This is a genomic window from Rossellomorea sp. SC111 (genome assembly GCF_024733565.1).
Taxonomy (GTDB): domain Bacteria; phylum Bacillota; class Bacilli; order Bacillales; family Bacillaceae_B; genus Rossellomorea.
In genome coordinates this window covers 60,316-83,002 of the sequence record NZ_JANIOC010000010.1, presented here as the reverse complement: position 1 = coordinate 83,002, position 22,687 = coordinate 60,316, and the positions used below count along the sequence as shown (strand labels likewise).

The window sequence follows — 22,687 nt, the reverse complement described above, 5'->3', positions numbered from 1 at the left end:
GGTCCTTTCTGGATCATACGTTATTCTTTCAGACGCAACTTAACAGTTTCGAACTCTTCCTGTACTTCTTTGGCAGGAGGATTACCAACAAAACTGAAGATAAAGATCGCGATGGTCGCGAAGATGAATCCTGGAAGGAGCTCATAAACATCGAAGAGTCCTCCAGACAACTGCTTCCATACAATGACCGTTACCGCACCCGTAATCATACCTGCAAGGGCACCGTTACGTGTCATGCGTTTCCAGAATAAGCTCAAGATCACGACCGGTCCAAAGGCAGCACCGAATCCTGCCCATGCATAGCTGACTAACTCAAGTACTTTACTATCGCGGTCATATCCTAGGAAAATGGCAAGGATCGCGATGACCACTACCGAAATTCGACCAACCAATACTTCTTCTTTTTGGCTTGCTTCTTTTCGGAAAATCGCTTTATAGAAATCCTGAGCCAGTGCACTTGATGAAACAAGAAGCTGAGAATCCACTGTGCTCATGATTGCGGATAGGATGGCCGCAAGTAAGAAACCGGCTACCCAAGGATTGAACAATACTTGTGAGAACATAATGAACACCGTTTCAGAGTTTTCTAACGGTGAATCGGCGAAATACGCAATACCAGAGAAACCGATGAAGATGGCTCCAAATAGGGAGACAATCATCCACACCATACCAATTAAACGTGCTTTAGGTATTTCTCTCGTTGATTTGATACCCATAAAACGTACAATGATATGAGGCTGTCCGAAATAACCCAAGCCCCATGCCAGAAGCGATACAACTGAAACGAAGGTCGCTCCCGTGTATACATTCAAGTAAGATGGATCAATGTTTGATACGGCATTCACCGTTGCATCCCAGCCGCCAATCTCGGAAATGGCTACAATCGGAATGATGATTAAAGCAAGGAACATCAAGATCCCTTGAATGAAGTCTGTCCAGCTGGCTGCAAGAAATCCTCCAAAGAACGTATAAGAGAGGATAACCCCTGCACCAACCCATAAAGCTAATCGGTAATCCATGTTAAAAGATTCTTCAAGTAAGATTGCTCCACCCACTAAACTTGATGAAGTATAGAACGTAAAGAAGATCAGGATGATGATAGCAGAGAACACTCGAAGAATTTTGCTTGAATCGTGAAAACGATTTTCAAAGAAATCCGGTACTGTGATTGAATCATTCGCCACTTCCGTGTAAACCCGGAATGGCTTTGCAACGAATTGCCAATTCAAGTAAGCACCTACTGATAGACCAATCGCTAACCAGATTGACCCCATACCACTGGCATATACGGCACCAGGTAGACCGAGCATCAACCAACCACTCATGTCGGAAGAGCCTGCACTCAAGGCAGCTACACCGGCAGTTAGTCGCCTGCCTCCCAGCACATAGTCAGATAAATTGCTGGTTAACTTGGCTGCCATGTAACCAATAATACCCATTCCAATTAAATAAATAATAATCGATGTTAACGTTTGAATATTAATGTCCATAATCTACTCCTTTGTTTTTTCTGTAAAAAAAGTAATGATTGATAAAATGATCAATGTCGGCATCGGAATTAATAACCATAACCAGGTTCCCAATGTTAATTCTTCACCCATATTAAGTACCTCCTCCTTATGCATTTAAGTGTATTTTTTATACACTTTATTTTTAAATGTTAATTTTACCGCTGTTGTAGACACAAGAATTATCATACCATAAACGAGAATTTTTTAAAGTCTTCTGCTCTCGACAGAGATAAATACGTGAATAAATATACGATAATATTCGATATTTTCGTCATATATCAAGTATTACTCAATATTTATTCACAAAAAATTATTTAAATTTATTGAAAAACAGTACTTTTTTCTCACTTGAATCAAAATAACGTCCCAAGCAGATACGCTTTATTCATAGTTTTTTCATAATCAAATTTTTTATCCCTGTCCATTGTGTCAAAAAAGATCTCCACTTCTTTGTCAATGACTCCCATTTTTTCTGAAATCCCTTTTATTAACTGGTGTCTCAACGATTCATCATGACCATTAGAAATAAATTCCTCTTTCGTTTCACCTGCAAGCCCGACCCAAAGAACCTTCTGAGGATTGATCTGAGTGAATGCCGGATATGTAAAGACTCGATCAATATACCCTTTCATGATGGCCGGTAAACCATACCACCAAATCGGGAAAACAAAGATCAGGGCGTCATATCGCTTTAATTTCTTCCTTTCCTTCTCAACGATATAGGAAGGCTTCCCTTTCATAGGGTTATCCCACTCTTCTTCACCCTTTTCATCAAGTAGGGGATTGAATTCCTCCCTGTACAAATCTAAAATGGATGACTTATATTCTTTGTCATGAAGACCTTTCTGAATATGCTTTGTTATGGAAAATGTGAGGGAGTTCAATCGCGGATGGGCAACAATCATCAGTACTTTCAAGAAAAACAACTCCTTAAATGGAATACAGTGATCACTTTGCGGCTTTCACTATCTTAGGATAACATACCGGATTTTTCACAGAGTCCGTCTTCTATAATCTGTCGAATCGATATGGAGAACATACATATCTGGCACGACCCGCTTCGTTTTACAAAAAAAGGATGAAATCGAATTGATTTCATCCTTTTTTCTTTCACCATGACGATGAGCGAACGGTTATGATTCGCCCCTTTGGATCTTAATGGTCCGTTTTTTCTCTGACTCAGATACAAACAGGGCACATGCAGCATCCCCTGAGATGTTAATGGACGTACGGGCCATGTCCAACAGACGGTCTATTCCAAGGATCAAACCGATTCCTTCAACAGGAAGATTGACACTGCTTAAGACCATGGCCAGGAGGATCAATCCGACACCAGGCACCCCTGCTGTACCGATACTTGCAAGTACAGCCGTGAGGACGACGGTTATCAGCTGTTCCATGGATAAATCCACATTGTATACCTGAGAGATGAACACAGTGGCAACCCCTTGCATGATGGCCGTTCCATCCATGTTGATCGTGGCTCCCAGGGGCTGGACGAATGAACTTACCGGTTTTGAGACACCAAGCCGCTGCTGGGCAACGTCCATCGAAATCGGGAGGGTTGCATTACTGCTTGATGTACTGAACCCGACACTCATGGCAGGACTGAAATTCTTGAAGAACCATATTGGGTTTTTCTTTGCGAGTAAGAGTATCGTCCCGCCATAGGTGATAAAGGCATGTACAAGTAAAGCCGCTAAAACAACTACGAAATAAAGCCACATGGCTTTCAGGGCACTGGAACCCTGACTGCCGATTGCTGAAGCGATCAATCCAAATGTTCCGTACGGAGCGAATTTCATCACAAGGGTTACGAGATACATCATCAGATCGTTCCCTTGCTCCACAAGTTTTAAAATTCCTTTTGTCTTTTCACCCAGTGCCGTTAATCCGAATCCGATGAAGATGGCAAACGCTATAATTTGCAGCATATTGCCTTCGGTCATGGCCGTAAGGGGGTTTTTAGGGATGATGTTCATGAGTGTTTCCCCTACAGGAGGAGCTTCTTCTGTTTTAAAGCCTTCTGATTGAGATGTGTCGATGCCTTCTACCATTCCAGGATCAATGATGTATGCCAAAGTCAAACCAATCACAATGGCGATACAGGTTGTCAGTAAAAAGTAGACGATCGTCTTCAATCCGATTCTCCCTAGCTTCTTCGGGTCCCCTAATCCTGCGGAACCGAGAACAATAGAAAGAAAAACAATCGGAACGACAAGCATACTGATCAGGTTGAGGAAAATCTTTCCTAGAGGTGTGAACAGATAAGGATCTAGTATATCGAATAAATCTTTTGCGAAAATGTTCAGAATCAATCCTACTACTGCCCCTAATATCAAGGCTGTAATAATCTTTGTTGTCAAATTAAATTTCATAGATGTACCTCCCTATAATTTTCCAAATAATATAAAGATATTACCCTTATATCTTTTTTATAAAACCAAAAATTTTCATACCAATTATTGAATGAATTCCTTCGTTGTCATCCCCCCGGCTGCCTTGTTCGTTAAAGAACTTCATTCACCTTTCCCCATTATACTGATTTTTTTTATAATTAAAGATGGTTATGGGAGATTCACATCGATTTTACTAGAATCTGTTTGAATATGTCATAATTTAAGGGAGTTCAATGAATCCATTCTACTAAGTAAACCTTTCCAATAATTTCTTTTCTTCTTTCAAGGATTAAATGATACGCAATTGGGTAAATAGTAATAACAGCATGAAAGTAGAAAGGAACATACAATTATGAATAAAACAGTCTATTTTCTTTCAAGTAGTCAACATCGCAGCCTGATAGCTGAAGGCTGGGCAGAGAAACTCAAAGTGTCGGATTGGTCATTTAAAAGTGCGGGATGGGTTGCTCAAAGTCGCGCAGAATTCAGCGTTCTGGCAATGAAAGAATTATGTATCGATATAAGTTCATTTCCTCTCTCGCGAATCGAGATGAAGGAACTTGGTGATGCCTCGGTTATCGTTGCGATTCAGGATACAGAATACGATGATAAGATTGAACTTCCTTCTGAATTAGAAGAAAAAGTCATCTATTGGAATTTACCGAATCCAAGAAAGCGTGCTGGGACATTAATTGAAGAATGGGTACATTACCAGGAAATCTGTGACGAGATTGCAATGCGGGTAAAAGATTTAGAACATTTACTTCCACAATTACATTAAGAGGACTGATTACAACGAGACGTTCAATGTAATCAGTCCCTTTTTTTACGTAAAATACTCAAGCTTTGCTTGCGGAAAATGCTTCTCCATATAAGCATACAGATGATCCTTGATTTCCTGCTCTTCGTCCTTCTGGTATATATACTTCCCGATTCCGTATTTTCCCCATTTATATCGCCGTTCTTCTTCATTTAATTCAAGCTTCGTCATCGGGTAATTCTTCTCGATCACTCTTTTCGCCGGCTTCGTAAAGCGATGCTGGATGAATTCGAATGTTAAATCTTTTTTCGCTTCTTCAGGGAGATGAGCTTCCAGGTGTTCGAACATCCGCTTATACCCTTCCTCCCATCCTTCATGTATATAAATGGGTGCTACGATAAAACCCAATGGATACCCAGCCCTGGCAACCTTACCTGCTGCTTCCAGCCTTTTATCGAGTGGGGATGTACCCGGTTCAAAATTCTTAATGACATAATCTGCGTTGATACTGAAGCGGAATCTTGTCTTCCCATTATGTTTCGCATCCAGCAAATGATCAACGTGATGAAATTTGGTTACGAAACGTAACTTCCCATACTCCGATTCACCAAAATGTTCGATCGCGCGCTTTAGCGTATGTGTGAGATGGTCCACACCGACGATATCAGAGGTACACGCTGCTTCAAAACGCGTAAATTCTGGTGCCCTTTCCTCGATATACCGATCTGCCGCCTCAAATATCTCATCTACATTCACATACGTGCGAATATACGGCTTACTCCCCATTGTGGTTTGCAGATAACAATAATGGCAGTGACCCATACAACCTGTCGCAAACGGTATGGCATATTCAGCTGACGGCTTGGAGGTATCGAACTTCAGCGTTTTCCGCACGCCCACCACTAACGTTGATTTGGCGATCCTGTATTTTTGAAAATGATTATCCCCAGGGAGATTTCGAACCTGATTGTGGGAAGTGGTATAGCGGATTTCTATATCCATTTTCTCGAACTTTTCCTTTAATTGCTTTCCTAATGGGTAATCCAGTGCATTGGGTTCAAAATAGACCAATTGAGGCACGAATGGCTTTACCATATTATTCCCTCCTACAGGTCTCCAAATGATTGTGAATAAGCCTCTTCTGCTTCTTCTTCGGTAGAATAGACGGCTACTTCATGTGTTAACGGATAATAGGTTTCATAAAGAAATAATGCTAATTCGTTTGGGTTTTCCGGATCGTGCACAATCGCTGCTTCCTGTACATTGGCTACACTTTGAGTATGCGGATTACGGTAAATCACGTAAACAACATCGCCAGCTCGATATGGCGTATAATGATCGTTCAATTCCATTTTTCTCACCTTTTCCTATCATTCATTACTTTCATTTTCTGTCAATCGAGATAGAAATATGATGGTAAAAGATGTTTAATCGTTTTTTCTTGCAAAAAAAGAGGCTTCCCGTGCTCGAGTAGCTTGGGAACCTCTTTTTTTATAACCTATAAAATTCAGTCGTATTCCTATACAATTGTTTATATACAGTTGTTTCTGACAAACCTTTAATTTCTGCGATTTTCTCTAGGGACCTGTGCATCATACCTGGATGAGTCATTCTTTTTTGAAAGGCTCCTTCAAACCGCCAAGGGCCGTCCGTTTCCACCATCAGCCTTTCGATGGGGTAGTCCCTGACCAATTGCTGTATTTCCTCTTCATATAGGACGTCCGGTGTAATTGAAACGAAGTAACCATTCCTGACCATTCTTTTAATCGTTTCACGATCTCCTTTAAACCAATGAAAATGGGCTCTTGTAACGGAATGCTTCTCTAATAAACCGCAGATGATGGGAGCATGTTCATAAACCCCGTGAAGGATGATGGGTTTATTCAGCCGCTTTGATTCTTTGATAAAGAGTTCCAACAGTTTTATATATCCACAGAGTGAAAGTGAAGGTTCTTCTTTCATTTTGTAATAGGGCAACCCGACTTCCCCGATTGCAACCAGATCTTTACGATTCTTCTGAATAAATGCTAAAAGTTCCTCTACCTCCCTTTCTGATGGGAGTTCTTGTTCAGGATGAAAACCGGCAGCTGCCTTTATCCGTCTATCTCCCCTCGCAAATGCAAGATTTTGCTCGGACGATTGAAGGTGAAAGGATACCGAAATGAGAGCATCCACAGAATAAAGATCTAGTTCCTGCAGTATTTTCCCTCGTTCTTCCACTTCATATAAGTCCAGATGAATATGAGCATCAATAAGCGATGATTTACACATATTGAGATAATTCCTCAAAGATATCCGTTTTCCATTTCAGAAACTCCTCGGTTAGAAGGATTTCTTTGTCACGCGGTCGCGGGAATGGCACGTTGAACTCCTTTTGCACACGGGCCGGTCTGGTTGATAACACAATGATACGGTCCGACAAGAAGAGGGCTTCATCGATATTATGAGTGACAAACAGGACCGAACTTAAGTCTTCCTCCCATATGGAAAGGAGCCACCTCTGCATGTCCAATCGTGTAAATTCGTCAAGGGCAGAAAATGGTTCATCCAGGCATAAAAAGGATTGAGGACTGACCAGTGCACGGATGAATGCGACACGCTGTTTCATTCCACCTGAGAGATCTTCAGGATAAGCGTCCTCATAGCCCTTCAAACCGGCGCGTTCAATCATCCCCATTGCCATTTCCTTATCCCTCTTTCCGTGTAACTCCTGACCAAGCATCACATTCTCGATCACCGTCCTCCACGGTAAGAGGGACGGACTTTGTGGCATATAGCTGATGGACCCTCTACGGCCATTTATCGTCTGTCCATCGAGCTTTATATCTCCTGAATCGGGTGCGAATAACCCACCGATCACGTGAAATAGCGTACTTTTCCCACTTCCGGAAGGGCCAAGAATCGAAACGAACTCTCCTTCCCCTACTTGAATGGAAAGATCATCGAGAATCAATTCACCATCAAAGGATTTGGACATATTTTGTATTGATAACGTCGTCATGTCATTTGCCCTCCTTTCGATTCCACTTCACCATGATTTTTTCTAATAGTACAATGACTCCAAAGAACAGCAGGCTCAGGAGCATGATCATGAAAATGGCGACAAAAACCCTGTCGGTCCTGAAGGAAGAGGATGCAAGTGTCATATAGACGCCAATCCCTTTTTGGGCACCAAGCCACTCCGAAATGACCGCTCCCATCACACTATAGGTAGCTGAGATTTTCAAACCGGAGAAGATGGAAGGCAGTGCATGCGGCCACTCCACTTTCCGGAATATCTGCCCTTTTGTTGCACCGGACATTTTCATATAAAGGATATACTCTCCATTCGTCTGCCTGAATCCATCCATCGCCGAAACGGCCAACGGGAAGAAACAAATCAGGGTAATGACGATGATCTTGGGAAGGAGTCCGAATCCGAACCAAATGACAAGGAGAGGGGCCAAGACAATGATGGGTATATTCTGAGACAGGATCATGAGTGGATAAACCGCTTCCCTTACCTTTGGCAGGAGATGCAGTACGACCGCTGTCCCGAGTCCAATTGAACAGCCAATCGCAAACCCTGCGATTGTCAGGAATGCCGTTGATGAGAAATGCCCCTTGAACTCAGACCACGAAGCGATTCCTTCTTCCCATATCTCTGAAGGCGACGGCATCAGCCAGGCTGGAACCTTAAATACGTTGATGGCAGCTTCCCAAATGATGAATAAAAGGATGAGGACCAAGAAGGGTCTCCATCCTTTTGCAATCCAAGTTTTCATCCTCTATATTTCTCCGTTAAATCGTTCATCTCGATCCCATCCGGCTGGTACAATACTTTGATTTGGGATATGACGTTTTTGCTTCCAATTTCAATCATTCGTTCATTCATCTGTTCAATCACCTTGAATAATTGCGACAGATTCCCCTCCATCGTCGTTTCCAAAGGATGGACTTCATATCGTACTCCGGACTTTTCAATGATTGCGATCGCTTCATCCACATATGGAATCACATCTTCACCGTTCTTTGTCTTCGGAATGATCTGTATACTTACAAGTGCGTTCCCCATTTTATTCACCTCTTATTTTGGTAAGAATTCGTTCGTGAATGCTTTCTTGCTTTCGAGTTTCTTATCTAATAAATCATTTTCATACATCCATTGTGCATAATTCTCCCAGACTTCCAGTTTCTGCTCTCCCCATCGGTCAGCATCATCTTTATATTTGGGTGCTAGCCATTCCTGACTCTTCATGACTAATTCTTTATCAAGATCCGGGGCTGCATCCAACAGAATCTCCCCCGCCTCTTTCGGGTTGTCTATCGAGTATTGGTACCCTTTGGAAGCAGCTGCCATGAATGCCTTGACCGTTTCAGGATCTGAATCGATCATTTTTTCATTTGTTGTGAGGACTGGAGTATAGTAATCCAGTTTATCAGAATAATCCTTTACATACATCATGTTCAACTCTTCACCGCGAAGTTCTGCTTCAATTCCTGTCCACCCATAATAAATCCAGGCGAAATCCACATCGCGTTTAACGGCAGTAAAGAAATCGGTGTCTCCCATGTTTATGAAATTCACTTTTTTCACGTCCGCTTGTTCTTGCTTCATGATCGAATCCATGACGGCTTTTTCCACGGGTGACCCCCATCCGCCATAGCTTTTCCCTTCAAAATCCTTTGGTTTAGTAATACCCTTACTCTTCGGGGAAGCAAACCCCGACGTATTATGCTGGATGATGGCAGCGATGGATACGATGGGTACATCCTGGACCCTCGCTTGAGTGACACTTTCCTGATATCCAACACCAAATTCAGCTTTCCCTGATGCAACGAGCTGATCGGCACCTGCTTCTCCGGGCAGGATGATGTCTACATCCAATCCCTGATCCTTAAAGTAGCCTTTTTCTTTCGCTACATATAATCCGGTGTGGTTGGTATTCGGTGTCCAGTCGAGTACGACACTTACTTTTTTTAGATTGTCCTTCTTCTCATCAGCTGTGTCTTTCCCACCGTTACAGGCGGTTAAAATAAGTACAGAGCAGATGAGGAACATCCACTTTTTCATGGTGACTCCTCCTTCGATTCTTTGCGGTCATAACGTTTCATTCCATTATTTATTCTTCGCTTATTATAGAGAATGAATGTAAACCAGTGGAGTTTGAGACGTAAAGTCCGTGATACAATAAAAAAACGCCCCAAGCTTCAGCCGTGGGACGCATCGTTAAACAGGTTATGTATCGTTTAAGAGAATGTTTCCTACGCTGGTATCAGCCAGTTCAGGTTCAAAGGGTCAGTATCTACAGGATACAATCTCAACCGGCAATCCGGTCCCCCTACACTTGGAATATGAAATTAAACGTTATCTTCCTTCCTACTTTGCCATAGAACGAAAGGTTATTCAAGCTTTTCCTTCTCATATTGAAAGACTTCATGGAAATAAGCGGATTCAATCATTTCCTCGATAAAATCCATGCACGAAGAACTAGCTTCTGAATATCCCTGCTGAAAGTAAAAAAAGGCATGTTGCAGCAGGAAGAGAATGACTATTGCCGGCAGCATTCTTCTCTCCCCTGCAGTAAGAGGTTCATGCTTTCCATATCCTTGTATAAAAAACCGGATCCCTTTAATAGAATGATCTTTTTTCTCTGCAGGGATCCTTTTAAGCATCCCTGCGAGGAAGTAGCCGATGTCAGTAATCCTTGGTGCTGTAAGGATCCGTTCAAAATCAATGATCCCGCTCACCTCTCCTCCCTGCATCAAAATATTCCCCGGATTGTAGTCGCTATGAACGATTTGATGGGGCAAACACTCAAAGGATGTCCCCCACCCCCTCATCTTTGATAAGATCACCTGTCCCCTTCTACCGATCGATTCAGAATTCAGCTCGTTCACCCATTCTCTTACATGCCTTTCAATCTCCCAGCCCTTCACTTCATTATGACACTGATATTCTTTAAGGATGAGGTGTAGGGTTGAAAGGTTGGTTCCCGCCTTTGTCAGTGAGTCGATGGAAAATTCCTTTAACGGCATTCCTTCAAGTGCCTCATAAAAAGAATAAAGTTGCTCTCCTTCTTTTACATACGGAAGGTGCGACGAAGTTAATATGGGAGTTTCAACCTTGAGGTGATTATTTATTAAGTAAGAGGTTAGATAGAGCTCCTCCATCCTATTTTCAATAGAAGAATACTCTCTTCTTTTCAAATAGAAGGTCTTTCCTTCTGCCTTCACTTTCGTAACATTTGGATGAAGGAGAAGCGTTTCCATTGAAGCAGGCTCCATTCCCCACTGACGCATAATATCCTGAAGAGGTTCAATCATTTCTATTTCCTTTCAATACATAGTAATATACTTGTAGTATGACTATGAAAGAAAATCTGCATACCATATGAAGAGAGGTTTCCCCTATGCAACGAATACAAATGACAGAAGATTTATCATTCTCGAGGATCATTCACGGATTATGGAGACTATCGGACTGGAAGCAGTCCAAGGAAGAAACGCTTTCTTTAATCCAACACAATCTTGATAAAGGAATCACAACTTTTGACCATGCCGACATTTATGGTTCTTATACGTGTGAAACCTTATTCGGTGAGGCCCTTGCCCTCCAACCCTCATTGCGGGAGAAAATGGAGATCGTAACAAAGTGCGGCATTGTCCTGCCTTCTGACAATCGTCCGGAGCATAAGACGCATCACTACAACACCAGTAAAAAACATATTCTCACCTCCGTTGAAAATTCTCTCCAACAACTAAAGACGGACTACATTGATCTATTGTTGATCCACAGACCGGATCCATATATGAATGGCGAAGAGGTAGCTGAAGCCTTCACTCAGTTAAAAGAAGAAGGGAAAGTCCGTCATTTTGGAGTCTCCAACTTTAAAGATCATCAGTGGAAGATGCTTCAATCTTATTTACCATTTCCATTGATTACAAACCAAATTGAATTATCCGCCTACCACCTGGAAAACTTTGAGGACGGCACATTAAACCTCTGTCAGGAAAAGCGTGTGGCTCCCATGGCCTGGTCACCGCTGGCAGGCGGGGCGGTCTTCAAAGGGGAAGATAGGAAAGCTGTCCGTCTTCAACATACATTAAAGAAAGTGCAGGAGGAAACAGGAGCGACGGGGATCGACCAGGTACTATATGCCTGGCTGCTTAATCATCCGGCCAACATCATGCCGATCGTCGGTTCAGGTAAAAAAGAACGGATTCAACATGCCATCGACTCTCTTTCCATCTCTTTGAGCCATGATCAGTGGTTTGAAATCCTGCAGACGTCCATGGGACACGATATCCCTTAAGCGATATGCACACATGAAAAAAGACGATCCTTTCTTTAAAGGGTCGTCTTTTTATTGAGCTATATCTCCACCAACATAATATTCAAGGTACACATCCTGCAATTCATCCATTGAAAGTTCATAAAGCTGCTTCCCGAACGATTTATAGACGCCGATCCTCAATAATTGTTGTATATAAAAATCTTTTTTAATTTCGGGTGTTTTCTTCTGTTCAGATTTCGTTTCTTGATGTAGCATGTTCATCCCTCCAGTTGAGGATATACCCCGATCTTGGCGATACATAAACATCCATTTTTCAGTTTTCTTGAATCATCATAATAAAACCCAGTCGATTCAATCGTCAGAGGGCATCCCTTCATACTATTTCCAATTTATCAGGTGCAAGTATGATGATCCCCCTCCAACAGGTTTTCCCCTTCCACCTGGATGGTTGAGTGACGAATGTCAAATTCATGTTCAAGAAAAGCTGTCAGCTGTACTAAGATTGCATCCCTATCCACTTCATCCCCTACGACAACATGGCAGCTTAAAGCTTTAAAATCAGAAGTGATTGACCATACGTGGAGGTCATGGACTTCCATGACTCCCGGTACCTGAGACAGGCTCTTTGACACCTTTTCCATATCCACATCCCCCGGGGAACCTTCCATCAATATATGAATGGAATCCTTCGTCACCCTCCATCCGGAAATGACAATCAGAATCGCTACGATGACAGAAGCAATCGGGTCTGCCAGATTCCAATCAAAGAAGTAAATGAGAAGACCCGCTATGATGGCCCCGACTGATCCGAGCATATCCCCCAGTACATGAAGGAATGCACTGCGGACATTCAGATTATGTTCTTTGTCACCTTTCGTCAGGATCCAGGCGACAATGATGTTCACAATCAAGCCAATTACGGCGATGGTCATCATACCGGGTGATACAGTTGGAGTATCGATGAAGCGGCGGTAAGCTTCCCAGAAGATATAAAGAGAAACCAGAATCAGGGTGATCCCGTTCAGAAAAGCAGCTACGATTTCAAAACGTTTGTACCCGTAAGTCTTCCCCAAATCCGACGCCTTCTCCCCTATATAGAAAGCGGCCAGACTAAGGCCAAGTGCCGCTGCATCACTGAGCATATGCCCTGCATCAGAAAGAAGGGCGAGACTATTTGTAACGACTCCCCCCACCACTTCAACAATCATAAAAGTAAAAATGAAAAGAAAGCTGATTAATAATGCTTTTTTATTTTGGTTGTGGCCATGCCTGTTATCGTGACCCATATGATATCCCTCCTTCCGATTTTTTCTTCTACGTACTCTCATACTACTTAATATTATACGTACCGTCGCTTTCATTAAGCAAAAATCTGTTACGAACCTATGACAAGGAAGGTTACAGAAGACAATATATAAACATAAAAAAACCCCGGACTAAAACCCAGGGCTCGCTGAAGGATTAATTTTGTTGAAGTTTTTTACGTTCGCGCTTCATGAAGAGGTCAAGTGTTACCCAGAATACCACGGATGTTATGGCAAAGATGGCGATGGCGAAGTAGATGTCTTCTGTTTTCCAGTCTAATCGTGGAATAAGCAGGCCTAATACACCTGATAATATATAGTACCCTCCAATTAAGTGCAGGTATAACCGTCCTGTTTGGGATTGAAGATTTTCAAGATACCCTTTTCCTGCTTTGCCGAAGAAAATTGCTACTCCTCTTATAATGATATAAACCGAAAAGGCCATGATAAGGGATACAACAAACTCTTGATTAAATACGTCTGCCATGATCGTCCTCCTTTCCAACTATCCAGTGTTTTGAATCCTAAATGATTGTATTGTTCAGAAATATTCACTATGATGAAATCATGAATCATACCGGTTGATCGTTATATTTCAGAATAACCCAATATGTATAGCATTTCAATGACAATCGGACAAATGGGGATGTAATACGTAAAAAGGATATACTCAATACGAAAGGATTTCAAGTGGCATTCTGCCCTCAAATATTTCGTTATCATGACTATTTCATACAGGAGGTGATTGAAGCGAAAGAAAGGGAAAACTACCCGTTCTTTTGACTTCTACTCATTGGATATATTAATTAATTTACTACTTATTGCCCTATTAATCGGATTGACAGCTTTCTTCGTCGCTTCTGAATTTGCCATCGTGAAAGTAAGGGGTTCAAGAATCGATCAGTTGGTCTCTGAAGGAAATCAAACAGCCGTTGCTGCGAAAAGGGTCATTTCCCATCTGGACGAATACCTTTCTGCCTGTCAGTTGGGGATTACCATCACCTCCCTTGGACTTGGGTGGTTAGGAGAACCGACCATTGAAACGCTGCTCCACCCGGCATTTGAGAAGATTGATTTAAATCCGTCTATTTCAAGCATCATTTCATTCGCACTGGCTTTTTCTGTCATTACCTTTCTGCATGTGGTGATAGGGGAACTGGCCCCGAAGACCTTTGCCATTCAAAAAGCTGAAAGAATCACATTACTATTCGCCAAGCCCTTGATTTGGTTCTACCGGATTGCTTATCCATTCATTTGGACCTTGAATAGTTCGGCACGGGTGTTTACAGGGATGTTCGGTTTGAAACCGGCCTCAGAGCATGAAATCGCCCATTCGGAAGAAGAGCTCAGAATCATTCTTTCCGATAGTTACAAGAGCGGTGAAATCAACTCATCCGAATTCAGGTATGTGAATAAGATATTCGAATTTGACGAGCGCATCGCCAAGGAAATCATGGTTCCCCGGACAAACATCGTGACTCTATCTGCAGAATCCACCATAGATGAAGTACTATCGGTCATTAAAGAAGAGCGGTACACGAGATACCCTGTAGTGGATGGGGATAAAGACAATATCCTTGGAATTGTGAATGTGAAGGAACTCTTAACGACCCTCGTGAATCATAAAAGCGAGCATGAGGATGTGACCTCCTTTATTAAGCCCGTCATCCGCGTCATTGAAACCATCCCGATTCAAGCATTGCTCGTCAAGTTGCAAAAGGAACGCTCCCCGATGGCCGTTCTTCTTGATGAATACGGCGGAACGGCAGGCCTGGTTACAGTAGAGGACATCATTGAAGAAATCGTCGGTGAGATCCGGGATGAATTCGATATCGATGAAATTCCTGAAGTCCAGAAGATTAAAGAAGATCATTATATTTTCGATGCCGTCATGCTCATTGAAGATGTGAATGACCTTCTGGGCATCTCGATTGATGAAGAGGAAGTCGATACAATCGGAGGCTGGTTCCTCACTCAAAAATATGAAGTCAAGCCTGAAGATAAAATCGAAGAACAAGGCTATTGCTTTAAAGTCAAGAAAATCGACGGCCATCATATTCAGTACCTGGAAGTCATCAAAATAAATAAGAATATGTCTGAAGCGAACGAGTCTCACTAAGAGCCCATAGGACCGCGTCCATCTCTTCCGGAGTATCTATTCTGCCTCATAATGGCGCTCTTCTGACCCTATTCGCTATAAAGATTCTTATTTAGATGTTGCTGTGGTCGGGCTGCTTATTCCAACAATCGCGGAAATTGTCTCAATCATCCTAGCCAATTCGGGAATTTACTACTTCGAGGAGGAAATCAAAATGGTCAATGACAAAGTGGTGTTTATTACAGGTGCTGCAAGAGGAATCGGATTTGAAATCGGTGCACATTTTGCTCAAAACGGTGCAAAGGTCGTTCTGTCCGATATCAATCAAGTAGGATTGGATGAAGCGGTTGATGAACTCAAAAGCAGGGGGTTTGAATGCCTTGGCATTAAATGCGACGTAACCAGTGAAGACGAAGTCAAGGCGGGAATCAATAAGACCGTGGAACACTACGGACGGATAGATGTCCTGATCAATAATGCTGGTCTTCAACATGTTTCACCCATTGAGGACTTTCCGATTGAAAAGTTCGAACTATTAATCAAAATCATGCTTACTGCCCCATTCATCGCAACAAAATTTGCTTTTCCACATATGAAAAAACAGAAGTTCGGTCGAATCATCAATATGGCATCCATAAATGGCCTGATTGGATTTGCGGGCAAAGCTGCCTATAATAGCGCGAAGCATGGAGTCATAGGATTGACAAAAGTCTCGGCCTTAGAAGGTGCTGAGCACGGTATCACTGTCAATGCGATGTGCCCTGGTTACGTTGATACCCCCCTTGTCCGAAACCAGCTGAAAGATATCTCCACGACCCGTGGTGTTGAGCTTGAAAAGGTGTTAGAGGATGTCATTTATCCCCTTGTTCCACAAAAACGATTGCTATCAGTAGAAGAAATTGCGGACTACACCATCTTCCTTGCAAGTGACAAAGCAAAGGGTGTAACAGGTCAAGCGGTTGTGTTGGATGGTGGATATACAGCTCAGTAACAGAAAAATCGGATCAGGTTTTCTGATCCGATTTTTCTTTACTTCAGGTGTACGGGAAATGCACTAAGGTCTACTCCCCACACAAGCGGCATCACAAAATAAATCATAAGAGTGATGAATATAATACTTATCAAATTTAACCAGATGCCAGCTTTCACCATATCCCCCATTTTAATATAGCCAGAGCCGAAGACAACCGCGTTCGGAGGAGTTGCAACCGGAAGCATGAAAGCACAAGAGGCAGCAAGTCCAGCGGCTACCATCAGACTGTAAGGATGAACGTCCAAAGCGGCAGCCAATGCTGCCATTATCGGAAACATCATCGTCGCTGTAGCCGTATTGGACGTGATTTCCGTCAGGAATATAACAAAAATGGTCACAGCTGCAAGGATGATAATAAAGGATACCCCTTCAAGGACCGTCAACTGCTTTCCGATCCACTCAGCCAATCCCGTTTCCTTGAACCCTTTGGCAATGGCAAGTCCTCCCCCGAATAGAAGAAGGATTCCCCATGGAAGCTTCTTTGCATCCTCCCAATTGATCAACCTTGCCTCTTTTCTTCCTGGAAGAAGAAAGAGGGCAATGGCGCCGGTCATGGCAATGATCGTGTCATCCAAAGAAGGGATCCACTGGTTCAATAAGAACGACCGTGTGATCCAGCATAGAGCAGTGACTGAAAAGACAGTGAGAACGAGCTTTTCCTCAAATGAAATGCGCCCGAGGGAGCGGTTTTCCTTTTCGACGATTTCCCTCCCCCCCGGCAGTTCTTTTATTTTCAAAGGAAACGCCAATTTAATAAGGTACCACCATGTAGCGATGAGGAGAATGGCTGCAAGAGGCACTCCGAAAAGCATCCATTTGGCAAAGGAAAAATCGATTCCATATAGCTGTTTTAAAACTGCAGCGAATATGGTATTCGGGGGCGTCCCAATTAATGTCCCTAATCCTCCGATTGATGCACTGTAGGCAATCCCCAGCATGATTACTTTACTGAAGTGCCCTGTCCTTTTCGCTCCCTCTTTTTTTAAACTTTCATTCACCTGGTAGATCACTGCGGTTCCGATAGGCAGCATCATCATGGCCGTTGCCGTGTTCGAAATCCACATGGACAGAAATCCGGTTGCAAGCATAAACCCCAGGACGATGCGTTCCGTACTTGTCCCTATCAGCAGGATGATGTTCATGGCGATTCTCTTATGTAAATTCCATTTTTCCATGGCAATCGCTATGATGAACCCTCCCATAAACAAAAAGATGGTCCCATCCCCATAGGCAGATGTAACATCCCCCGACTGTAGTGCCCCGGTAACTGGAAACAGAATGATCGGCAGAAGGGATGTAGCCGGTATCGGGATCGCTTCTGTAATCCACCAAGTAGCAATCCAGACTGTTCCGGCAAGGACCGCCACTGCTTCTTTGGACAATCCTTCAGGAGAAAAGAACAGAATGATTAGAAAAAATAAAAGCGGCCCTAAAACAAAGCCGATTTTCTGCCCGGGATTTGCAGAAGGTTCTGGAGAGCGATCCGTCTGCACCCCTCCATTTACCCCAACTGGAGTACTTCCTGATGTAAAAAACCTGATCGTCTCCAATACATCACCATGCCACCCCCATAGCGTTTTCCAAGCATCTTTCGCTGTTTGCATTCACCTATTCCCCCTTTTCTTCTCATACAGGACCATACCCCTTGAAGAAACAGATATAAACAAGTATCAACCACAATTTGTCAAATTGACTCATTCCTCATTTTTCATAAACAGAATGAAAAAAGGACCATTTCATCATAAAGCGTTTCATTGTAAAATAATGTTAGAGTAGAGATGACGGTCAGATATAAAGGAGAAACGATGAAAATCTATTGGCAAATCAGCTATTTTGTAATCGGGTTACTTATTTTCAGCTATGGAATCAGCATGTCCATTAAAGTCCAATACTTAGGCATTCACCCATGGGATGTTTTAAATATCGCCATGTTTGAAAAGTTCGGGCTAACGATCGGAACCTGGAATATCATCGTCGGTGCCACTCTAATAGCAGGCACGCTTATCTTGAAAGGGAAATATATTCAAATCGGAACCATCCTGAATGGAGTAATGGTCGGCATGCTTGTTGACTTTTTCCTTTTTTATGATTTGCTTCCCCCACAAACGGGTCCGGTTATTGATATTCTGATTCTCTTGTCTGCCATTCTGTTGATGGGGGTTGGAGGCGGCCTGTATTCTGCTGCTCATCTTGGAACGGGACCAAGGGACGGATTCATGCTAACCATTTCAGATTTGACCAATCTTTCCATCAGCAGAGTCCGGATCATATGCGAGTGCACCATCTTACTGATCGGTCTACTCCTCTCCGGACCGGTCTTCATTTTCACATTTATTTATACGTTCATCCAAAGTCCCATCTTCCAAAAATCGTTTCTATACTTCACCGGAAAACTCCATACCCGGTTTCCGGATCTAAGCAATGAAAAGCGGAGGCGGCTTGGTCAGAGACGACAAGCATAGGATGAATGGACCATTTAGCATATGAGCCCCTGGAGCTGGATCAATAAGGACAAACCGCCTCAGGCAGTTTGTCCTTTAAACGTCATGACATTTCGCATGCCACTAATCCATATTGCCGTCCATGGTCCAGCTTCTTAATGAATTGAAACAATTGCTGCACCTCATCATTATCCTGCTCTCTCTTATAGTAGTCTTCCAGCACAGACAGCATTTCCTCAGGGTACATCAGGCAGGTGTGGCTTCCCCAGTCTGTTTGCCTGCCTTCGTATTTCCTATAGTAAATGCCATCCAACAGGGTAAAAAACAGTTCGTAGCCTTTAGGAAAGAACGGACTGATCCGCTTCGGGTAATTATGATTCCAGTCTCCCCCTTCATAATGGAATGTCCGGTCCGTCAAATCACCGATAAAGACTTCAACATCCGCCATCCTATCTCCTCCTCGATCAATAATCGTCTACTCTACAATGTATAAACTTAGTCCATCATTTTTAGAACAAAAAAAGAGCCGCCTCAGGATTCTTCTACTGAATGCGACTCCACGCGTTGTTATAAATATTTTCGCTGGACGCTCCTTCCGTCATACGTAAAAAGCATATCCCTGTTCTCCACGTGAGTCTCGATATGGACCGGTCTTCCCCAGAGCTGGTGCAAATAAGGTAAAACCTTTTCCAAATATTTAATATCAAGCTCAACATCCTCAAACCAGTGCTTAAGATAGAGCTCTCCGCTCTTCATGTAGTCCCCATCATTCACTGTGATGTAAGGGAAACCGCCATTCACCCTCATGCCCACAAGCTGATCCCGGACATGGGTCCATTCCTTATCGACAATTTTATAATCCTTCCCCTGTTTTTGGAACAAGTACATATCTTCTCTCATCACCAGATCCTTCGTTAAATAGTTTCGTAAAAAGGAAATATCCGATTCGATTTCACGCACTTCAAACATTTTTTCACGACCGGAATTCGGCTTTACCCCCCGTTTTTTCATTTCTTCCGTCGGGTTATCGAACCGATCCTCAATATCTTCGAAAATCTTCAGACCGAGATAATAGGGATTGATCTGTGTCCTGGACGGCTGTACGACACCAGCATTCAACTTGGCAAACTCGATCGATTCACCACTTGTCAGATCCATTTCACGAATGATCCGCTGATGCCAATACGAGGCCCAACCTTCATTCATGATCTTCGTTTCAAGCTGTGGCCAGAAATACAGCATTTCTTCCCTCATCATCGTCAATATATCCCGCTGCCAGTCCGATAATTCCCTGCTGTACTGTTCGATGAAAAGAAGAATGTCCTTCTCCGGCTGGGGAGGAAACTTTTTCTTCACCTTCTTCTTTTCCCTGCTTTTCGGCTTTTCGTCAAGTGACCACAGATCATCATAAGGGGATGCATGATTCACTTCCTCCTCTTCCCACTCTACATCATCCATTGTCCACGACAGCTTCGGACGCATCAGGGAAGGATCGATGTGTTCATCCACGGCAAGAACCGCATCGAGGAAATTCTCAACTTCCTGTTTTCCGTGCTCAATCTCATATCTGCGTACCCGTTCAGCAGTAGCCGCCATACTTTCCACCATATCCCGTTTCGTATTCTGGAACCGGACATTGTTTTTAAAGAAATCACAGTGTGCCAGCACGTGAGCGACAATCAATTTATTCTGAATAAGAGAATTCGAATCCAGCAAAAACGCATAACAAGGATCCGAATTGATTACGAGCTCATAAATCTTACTCAACCCCAAATCATACTGAAGTTTCATCTTATGGAACTGCTTCCCGAAACTCCAGTGAGAAAACCGTGTCGGCATCCCATAAGCCCCAAATGTATATATAATGTCAGCAGGACAAATCTCATAACGCATCGGATAAAAATCCAGACCAAAACCGTCTGCAATCTCCGTAATCTCCCCTATCGCATTTTGCAAATTCTTCTGCTCCTCTAAATTCATCTTCATCCCCCTCTTTATACTCTTATCTAAATGTATGAAGAGAAAGGTGATTTGATGAAAAGAAAAGCGGAAGGGGCTCGTTCTGGGGCGACAAGCATAAGACGAGTCACCCGGAAAGGCGCACTTTGCCTTTATGGGTGACTTGGCTTATGACCTCGAGCCCCAAGCCCCTGGAGCTGGACAAAGAAAAGCGGAGGCGGGTTGGGCAGAGGCGACAAGCATAAGATGAATGGGATAAGAAGGCGCCCCTTTGCCTTCTTGGCCCATTTAGCTTATGACCTCGAGCCTCTACCCACCGGAGCTGGACATAAAGAAAAGCGGAGGCGGCTTGCTCAGGCCCGACAAGCATAAGATGAATTGACCGAAAAGGCGGTCTTTGCCTATTTGGTCAATTTAGCTTATGACCTCGAGGGACTAGCCGCCGGAGCTGGACATCGCAGAAAAGCGGAAGGGGCTCGTTCTGGGGCGACAAGCATGTGACGGGTCACCCTAAAGAGGCTGTTCCCCTAATCCAGGGAACAGCCTCTTTATCAACCTTACGTATTCAGATTCTTTTGCAGTATTTTAACTGGAATGAGCGTGGTGAATAGCAAGAATGCAGACAAGGTGAACACCATTGAAACACTCATCACTTCAAGGAGAAGTCCAACCCCCACTGACGATAAGCCGAACAAGAGAGTGGTTAATGCCCCTTGTGCAGCGTAAATCTTGCCAAGCTCTTCCGGCGGCGCATTCTCCTGTAAATACGTCTGAAGCACTACATTCTTAATTTGATCAAACAACCCAAATACAAATGACAAGAACAGTGCCATCACGGCAATTTTATTCCATGCAAATACAAGGGTGACAGCTGAAGTGACGATCATACAGAAAGGGAGCCACTTTTGCCGGTACTTTGAAAAGATGCCATGCAGTTTAAATATGAGAAATGAGGCAACGACCAATCCGACAAAGAAGCTTGAGTTGATGAATCCCCACCATTCTTCACCCCGCTGAAGCAAGAGATCCACATACAAATAAAGAACAGCCGCAATCCAGACGGTCCCTGACACCGACTCCAGCCCGTATATCCAAAAAACGGGAACCAGGCCCTTCCGCCTTTTAACCTGTGACCATCCATCTCCAAGCTCCTGCCACCAAACCTTGCGAACCTCCAGCGTACTACTAGGAATGACCGGGAGTTTCAGCATATAAAAGGTGCTGGCCAGGAACAAGAGGATCACCACAATAAAAAGATTCGTTGCATTCAGGACCGCTAGAAGAATTCCGCCCAATGCCCAACTGGAAAATTGAATCGTCTGATCCACGGTAGAGAGAAATCCATTCGCTCCCATCAATTCTTCCCGCTTCACAAGGAATGGCACATATGAGTTCCTCGCCGGGAGTGCCCATCCATCCAAAAAAGAAATGATACTGGCACAAACGAAATAGATCCACACATTCCCTACATTGAGTACCATTAGCAGGAGGAACACACATAAAAAAAATGTCTTTCCTATTTGCGAATACGCGATTAAGCTCTTCAACTGTGTACGATTCAACAGAAGAGGTGCTGCCACACTGCTGATAAATCGTGAAAATGTAATGACTAAAGGAACAGCTGTCATATAAAGAGCAGAACCGGTAATGTTGTAAACAAGGGAGATCAACCCTACGATATAGAAAACATCCCCCATATTGGCCAATGCCTGACCGAACCACAGATTTCTGAATGCATTGGAATGCATATCTCTTCCTCCCTCTATTCAGTTAATTTATAGGTTAGAAAAGAACAGCATCGCATCGGAACAAAGATCCCCTTTCAGAATCAAAACGAATTATGTATGATTTCATTTTAGCAAAACAGTGATGATTTTGCAGGTAATACTTTAGTTTATCGTTAGA

23 protein-coding genes and 1 riboswitch are annotated in these 22,687 nt (G+C 43.2%); of the genes, 5 read left to right on the top strand and 18 right to left on the bottom strand.

Going from position 1 to position 22,687, the window contains the following annotated elements; all coding sequences use genetic code 11:
• Positions 1 to 20: 20 nt before the first annotated feature.
• From putP to NQ095_RS14235, 3 genes are all read right to left on the bottom strand, one after another.
• Complete coding sequence (gene putP, locus NQ095_RS14245; protein WP_258264127.1) at positions 21 to 1,490, bottom strand: sodium/proline symporter PutP; 1,470 nt, start codon at positions 1,488 to 1,490, stop codon at positions 21 to 23.
• Between the two features lie 374 nt (positions 1,491 to 1,864).
• Positions 1,865 to 2,428, bottom strand: a complete 564-nt coding sequence (locus tag NQ095_RS14240) for an NAD(P)H oxidoreductase (protein ID WP_258264126.1) — start codon at positions 2,426 to 2,428, stop codon at positions 1,865 to 1,867.
• A 216-nt stretch (positions 2,429 to 2,644) separates the two neighbouring features.
• Positions 2,645 to 3,889 carry a dicarboxylate/amino acid:cation symporter gene (locus tag NQ095_RS14235; RefSeq protein WP_258264125.1) on the bottom strand — a complete coding sequence of 415 codons (1,245 nt, stop codon included), beginning with the start codon at positions 3,887 to 3,889 and terminating at the stop codon, positions 2,645 to 2,647.
• Positions 3,890 to 4,262: 373 nt separating this feature from the next.
• Here NQ095_RS14235 and NQ095_RS14230 point away from each other — a divergent pair, with 373 nt between their 5' ends.
• Positions 4,263 to 4,691, top strand: a complete 429-nt coding sequence (locus NQ095_RS14230; RefSeq protein ID WP_258264124.1) for a low molecular weight phosphatase family protein — start codon at positions 4,263 to 4,265, stop codon at positions 4,689 to 4,691.
• Positions 4,692 to 4,736: 45 nt separating this feature from the next.
• Here NQ095_RS14230 and splB read toward each other — a convergent pair whose 3' ends face one another.
• The 8 genes from splB to NQ095_RS14190 all read right to left on the bottom strand — a co-directional run bounded on the left by splB (position 4,737) and on the right by NQ095_RS14190 (position 10,976).
• Positions 4,737 to 5,765 (bottom strand): spore photoproduct lyase, encoded by a 1,029-nt coding sequence (gene splB, locus NQ095_RS14225; protein WP_258264123.1) that lies wholly within the window; start codon positions 5,763 to 5,765, stop codon positions 4,737 to 4,739.
• Positions 5,766 to 5,776: 11 nt separating this feature from the next.
• On the bottom strand, positions 5,777 to 6,022 hold the full coding sequence (locus tag NQ095_RS14220) for a transcriptional regulator SplA domain-containing protein (RefSeq protein ID WP_258264122.1): 246 nt from the start codon (positions 6,020 to 6,022) through the stop codon (positions 5,777 to 5,779).
• Positions 6,023 to 6,161: 139 nt separating this feature from the next.
• A complete protein-coding gene (locus NQ095_RS14215; protein WP_258264121.1) occupies positions 6,162 to 6,941 on the bottom strand; it encodes a TatD family hydrolase in 780 nt (259 codons plus the stop codon).
• Positions 6,934 to 7,671, bottom strand: a complete 738-nt coding sequence (locus tag NQ095_RS14210) for an ABC transporter ATP-binding protein (protein WP_258264120.1) — start codon at positions 7,669 to 7,671, stop codon at positions 6,934 to 6,936. The genes NQ095_RS14215 and NQ095_RS14210 overlap by 8 nt, the downstream gene beginning before the upstream one ends.
• A 1-nt stretch (position 7,672) precedes the next feature.
• Positions 7,673 to 8,434 (bottom strand): ABC transporter permease, encoded by a 762-nt coding sequence (locus tag NQ095_RS14205; RefSeq protein ID WP_258264119.1) that lies wholly within the window; start codon positions 8,432 to 8,434, stop codon positions 7,673 to 7,675.
• Positions 8,431 to 8,724 (bottom strand): thiamine-binding protein, encoded by a 294-nt coding sequence (locus tag NQ095_RS14200; RefSeq protein WP_258264118.1) that lies wholly within the window; start codon positions 8,722 to 8,724, stop codon positions 8,431 to 8,433. Before NQ095_RS14200 ends, NQ095_RS14205 begins: the two co-directional genes overlap by 4 nt.
• A gap of 12 nt (positions 8,725 to 8,736) precedes the next feature.
• Positions 8,737 to 9,723, bottom strand: a complete 987-nt coding sequence (locus tag NQ095_RS14195; protein WP_258264117.1) for an ABC transporter substrate-binding protein — start codon at positions 9,721 to 9,723, stop codon at positions 8,737 to 8,739.
• A gap of 171 nt (positions 9,724 to 9,894) precedes the next feature.
• A riboswitch (TPP riboswitch) is annotated at positions 9,895 to 10,003 on the bottom strand.
• Positions 10,004 to 10,052: 49 nt separating this feature from the next.
• Positions 10,053 to 10,976, bottom strand: coding sequence for a phosphotransferase enzyme family protein (locus tag NQ095_RS14190; protein WP_258264116.1), 924 nt, complete (start codon positions 10,974 to 10,976; stop codon positions 10,053 to 10,055).
• A gap of 86 nt (positions 10,977 to 11,062) precedes the next feature.
• Here NQ095_RS14190 and NQ095_RS14185 point away from each other — a divergent pair, with 86 nt between their 5' ends.
• Positions 11,063 to 11,965: an aldo/keto reductase gene (locus tag NQ095_RS14185; RefSeq protein ID WP_258264115.1), complete on the top strand. Its 903-nt coding sequence runs from the start codon at positions 11,063 to 11,065 to the stop codon at positions 11,963 to 11,965.
• A gap of 51 nt (positions 11,966 to 12,016) precedes the next feature.
• On the opposite strand, the gene NQ095_RS14180 is transcribed toward NQ095_RS14185, so the two are convergent.
• The 3 genes from NQ095_RS14180 to NQ095_RS14170 form a co-directional block, all read right to left on the bottom strand.
• Positions 12,017 to 12,202: a Fur-regulated basic protein FbpA gene (locus NQ095_RS14180; protein ID WP_258264114.1), complete on the bottom strand. Its 186-nt coding sequence runs from the start codon at positions 12,200 to 12,202 to the stop codon at positions 12,017 to 12,019.
• Between the two features lie 137 nt (positions 12,203 to 12,339).
• Complete coding sequence (locus tag NQ095_RS14175; protein WP_258264113.1) at positions 12,340 to 13,233, bottom strand: cation diffusion facilitator family transporter; 894 nt, start codon at positions 13,231 to 13,233, stop codon at positions 12,340 to 12,342.
• A gap of 175 nt (positions 13,234 to 13,408) precedes the next feature.
• A complete protein-coding gene (locus NQ095_RS14170; protein WP_258264112.1) occupies positions 13,409 to 13,738 on the bottom strand; it encodes a hypothetical protein in 330 nt (109 codons plus the stop codon).
• Positions 13,739 to 14,044: 306 nt separating this feature from the next.
• Between NQ095_RS14170 and NQ095_RS14165 the strand changes: the two genes are divergently transcribed.
• Both NQ095_RS14165 and NQ095_RS14155 read left to right on the top strand, forming a co-directional pair.
• Positions 14,045 to 15,370, top strand: a complete 1,326-nt coding sequence (locus NQ095_RS14165) for a hemolysin family protein (protein WP_258264240.1) — start codon at positions 14,045 to 14,047, stop codon at positions 15,368 to 15,370.
• A 193-nt stretch (positions 15,371 to 15,563) separates the two neighbouring features.
• A complete protein-coding gene (locus NQ095_RS14155; protein WP_258264111.1) occupies positions 15,564 to 16,340 on the top strand; it encodes a 3-hydroxybutyrate dehydrogenase in 777 nt (258 codons plus the stop codon).
• Between the two features lie 38 nt (positions 16,341 to 16,378).
• Here NQ095_RS14155 and NQ095_RS14150 read toward each other — a convergent pair whose 3' ends face one another.
• Positions 16,379 to 17,986: an SLC13 family permease gene (locus NQ095_RS14150; protein ID WP_258264110.1), complete on the bottom strand. Its 1,608-nt coding sequence runs from the start codon at positions 17,984 to 17,986 to the stop codon at positions 16,379 to 16,381.
• Positions 17,987 to 18,187: 201 nt separating this feature from the next.
• Here NQ095_RS14150 and NQ095_RS14145 point away from each other — a divergent pair, with 201 nt between their 5' ends.
• Positions 18,188 to 18,844, top strand: coding sequence for a YczE/YyaS/YitT family protein (locus NQ095_RS14145; protein WP_258264109.1), 657 nt, complete (start codon positions 18,188 to 18,190; stop codon positions 18,842 to 18,844).
• Positions 18,845 to 18,926: 82 nt separating this feature from the next.
• Here NQ095_RS14145 and NQ095_RS14140 read toward each other — a convergent pair whose 3' ends face one another.
• From NQ095_RS14140 to NQ095_RS14130, 3 genes are all read right to left on the bottom strand, one after another.
• Positions 18,927 to 19,271, bottom strand: a complete 345-nt coding sequence (locus NQ095_RS14140; protein WP_258264108.1) for a hypothetical protein — start codon at positions 19,269 to 19,271, stop codon at positions 18,927 to 18,929.
• A 119-nt stretch (positions 19,272 to 19,390) separates the two neighbouring features.
• On the bottom strand, positions 19,391 to 20,803 hold the full coding sequence (locus NQ095_RS14135) for a SpoVR family protein (protein WP_258264107.1): 1,413 nt from the start codon (positions 20,801 to 20,803) through the stop codon (positions 19,391 to 19,393).
• A gap of 536 nt (positions 20,804 to 21,339) precedes the next feature.
• Positions 21,340 to 22,530 (bottom strand): MFS transporter, encoded by a 1,191-nt coding sequence (locus NQ095_RS14130; RefSeq protein WP_258264106.1) that lies wholly within the window; start codon positions 22,528 to 22,530, stop codon positions 21,340 to 21,342.
• Positions 22,531 to 22,687 lie beyond the last annotated feature (157 nt).